The organism is Longimicrobium sp., from assembly GCF_036280135.1.
GTDB lineage: Bacteria > Gemmatimonadota > Gemmatimonadetes > Longimicrobiales > Longimicrobiaceae > Longimicrobium.
Map to the genome: position 1 here is coordinate 1 of NZ_DASURI010000511.1, position 3,192 is coordinate 3,192.

Annotated in this window: 3 protein-coding genes; 2 read left to right on the forward strand and 1 reads right to left on the reverse strand. The window is 72.6% G+C overall.

Annotation, left to right across the window (positions count from 1 at the left end; genetic code table 11):
* Positions 1 to 35 precede the first annotated feature (35 nt).
* On the reverse strand, positions 36 to 560 hold the full coding sequence (locus VFZ20_RS16525; RefSeq protein WP_329685014.1) for a phosphatase PAP2 family protein: 525 nt from the start codon (positions 558 to 560) through the stop codon (positions 36 to 38).
* Between the two features lie 307 nt (positions 561 to 867).
* Here VFZ20_RS16525 and VFZ20_RS16530 point away from each other — a divergent pair, with 307 nt between their 5' ends.
* Positions 868 to 1,989, forward strand: coding sequence for an MGDG synthase family glycosyltransferase (locus VFZ20_RS16530; RefSeq protein ID WP_329685015.1), 1,122 nt, complete (start codon positions 868 to 870; stop codon positions 1,987 to 1,989).
* A gap of 430 nt (positions 1,990 to 2,419) precedes the next feature.
* Positions 2,420 to 3,192, forward strand: a 773-nt coding sequence (locus tag VFZ20_RS16535) for an amidohydrolase family protein (protein ID WP_329685016.1), incomplete at its 3' end; no start/stop codon positions are given.

Below are 3,192 nucleotides of genomic sequence, written 5' to 3' on the forward strand. Positions count from 1 at the left end.
CTCCCACGCACCGGCGGCGCCCCGCGCGAAACACGTCAGCCGATGACCACGCCGGCTGACACGAGGCCCACCACCGCCAGCCCCCATCCCACGATCACGTCGCCGGGATAGTGCACGCCCAGGTAGCAGCGCGACATCCCCGTCAGCGCCGCGAACGCGAGCACGGCGACCCCTGCCGGGCCGGGCAGCACGGTCGCCAGCGCCAGCGCCACGGACAGCGACGATGCCGCGTGCCCGGACGGAAAGCTGAAGCGGTCCGGCGGCTGCACCAGCGCCGCGAAGCCCTCGGGCATGCGGGGCCGCGCGCGCGACACCGTGCGTTTGAGCATCTGCACCACCAGGTGCGAGCCCACGAGCGCGAAGGCGGCGTGGAACCCCACCTCGCGCAGGCCGGGAATGGCGCCCAGCATCATCAGGACGGTGATGCCGACGGTGAACGCGGCGTCTCCCAGGTGCGTCACGGCGTGCATCGCGCGGTCCAGCGTGGGCCGGCGGCGAAGCACCAGCGCGTGCAGGGCGCGCTCGTCGTGGGCGTGCAGGCGTACGATCCAGGCGGTCATGGCGTTCGGGCTCCCCGGTTCGTGGTGGTTGCGCTCGCCGACAAACCTCGGGGCCGCGCTTCACGCCCCAACGCACGGCGTGTAACGGTCCCGCACCGGAGGCGGCGCGAACGCGTGACGGCGCGGGTGCCCTTCCGGACTGCGAAACCCGTTGCGGGGAAAGCACGTTCCTTGCTTCACGCATCCTGTAGATCGGTACGCCGAGGCAGCTTGTTTACGGGGGCGTGACCGCGGCGTGATTTCGCGGGGCGATGGTGTGGCGCGGCCTGGACCGCGAGGGGACACCCGGATTCCTTTTGATCCGCAGATGAGACAGCCGTCCGTCCTGATCGTCTCCGCCGCCAACGGCGCCGGCCACATGCGCGCCGCCGAGGCCGTGCGCGGCGCCCTGGCCGCCCGCGACCCCGGCGTGCACGTGGAGCACGTGGAGCTGCTTTCCATCGCGCCGCGGTGGGTGCGGGCGTTCTACGGCTCGCTGTTCGAGAAGATGGTGGAAAAGGCGCCGCGCGTCTGGAAGGAGATCTACCGCCTGACGGACGGTGATGACCACGACAGCGCGCGGTGGGGCGCCCTGGCCCAGCGCACGCTCTTTCGCGAGTTCCGCCGCTTGCTCCTTTCGCGTCCCTGGAGCGTAGCCGTCTCCACGCACTTCCTCCCCTGCCAGCTGGCCGCCGGCCGCCACGGCCTGCCGCGCTTCGGCCTCGTCGTCACGGACTTTGGCCTGCACCGCTTCTGGGCCCAGCCGGGCGTGAGCACGTACTTCGTCGCCACGGAGACGCTGGCGGGCGAGCTCCGCCGGCGCGTACGGCGGGGGCGGATCGAGGCGACGGGCATCCCCATCGACCCCGTGTTCGCCCACGCGCCGTCCCGGGCCGAGGCGCGCGCGGCGCTGGGGCTGGCGCCGGACCGGCCCGTGGCGCTGGTGATGGGCGGCGGGCTGGGGATCGGCGTGGAGGAGGGCGTGGAGGCGGCGCTGCAGGCCACGGGGTCCGGCGTGCAGCTGCTGGCCGTCTGCGGACGGAACGACGGCGCGCGCTGCCGGCTGGGCGCCGCCGGGCTGGCGGAGGAGCGGCTGCGCGTGTACGGCCACGTGTGCGGGATGGAGCGCTACCTGGCCGCGGCGGACGTGGTGGTGGGCAAGCCGGGCGGGCTGACGGTGAGCGAGTCGCTGGCCCTGGGCAAGCCGCTGCTGCTGACGAAGCCCATTCCCGGCGCGGAGGAGGAGAACACGCGCGCCGTGGTGGCCGAGGGCGCCGCCCTCTGCGCGCCCACGCAGGATGCCATGCGGCAGCAGCTGCGGCGGCTGTTCGCGGAGCCGGGGCTGCTGGACGGGCTGTCCGCCGCCGCGCGCCGCATTGGCCGGCCGCACGCCGCCTGCACCGTCGCGGGGCTCGTGGAGCGCGACTATCTGCACCGCGAGGCGGCGTAGGACGAGGGGGCGCCGGCACCCAGCGGGCACCCAGCCGGAGCGAATGAATTCGCCGCTGGAACGGCACGAAGTCCGCCTGCGCGGACTGCCCCAGCGAAGGCAGACCGGTGTGCACCGGGTCCGGCGGGGGCCCTCACCCGCTCGCTGTCGCTCGCACCCTCTCCCGCAAACTGCGCGGGAGAGGGTGTATGCTTCCAACGGGCACCGGCGCGCGGCGCGGGCCGCGGGGCCGGTCGGTTGAAGCCTCGTTCGCATCGCGCGTCAGCGCGAGACGGGGCTTTTGGCTTTCCCAGCGGCGGGTTTACCCGCTCCGTCTCGGGCGCGGCCACGTCCGGCGCGGGTTCGGCTCCGCACGACCCTCCGCCCCGATCCCCGGCGGGTGGTACGCTCCCTGCGCGGGCCGGGGGCACACCCAGAACCCCGCGCGCCGGTGATCATCGACTGCCACACGCACCTCAACCGCTACAGCCCCGCGGACGCGCCCACCCTGGCCGAGCGGTACGCCCGCCTGACGGCCGAGATGGACGCCAACGGCATCGCGCACTCCGTGGTCCTCACCTCCTACGACATCACGCCCGACCGGCCGTCGCCGGACGAGGTGCTGGCCGTGGTGGAGAACGATCCGCGCTTCAGCGTGGTGGCGGGCGTGAGCTTTCCGCACCTGGGCGCGGACCAGATCGCCTACCTGCGCGGGCTGCTGCAGGCGCGGCGCATCACGGGCCTCAAGCTGTATCCCGGCTACCAGCCGTTTCACCTGGCCGACCGGCGGCTGCACCCGGTCTACGAGATGGCCGCCGAGCACGGCGTGCCCGTGATGATCCACACGGGCGACACGTTCAGCCCCACCACCAAGGTCCGCTACGCGCACCCGCTGGAGGTGGACGACATCGCCGTGGACTTTCGCGCGACCACGTTCGTCATGTGCCACCTGGGCAACCCGTGGTTCCAGGACGCCATGGAGGTGATCTACAAGAACGAGAACGTCCTGGGCGACTTTTGCGGCCTTACCCTGGGCGCGTTCGAGGAGCGCTACGAGCGGCTGGCCGTGCGGCGCGTGAACGACGTGATCGCCTACGTGAACGATCCCGGCAAGCTGATGTTCGGCACGGACTGGCCCATCAGCGACATCGCCAGCTACCTGCGCTTTACCGAAAAGCTCGAGCTGACGGACGAGGAGCGACAGGGCGTGCTGTGGCGCAACGC

What these genes read in the sequence shown, in the direction of transcription:
- VFZ20_RS16525 (WP_329685014.1), bottom strand. Translation starts at nt 560, where the DNA reads ATGACCGCCTGGATCGTACGCCTGCACGCCCACGACGAGCGCGCCCTG.
- VFZ20_RS16530 (WP_329685015.1), top strand. Translation starts at nt 868, where the DNA reads ATGAGACAGCCGTCCGTCCTGATCGTCTCCGCCGCCAACGGCGCCGGC.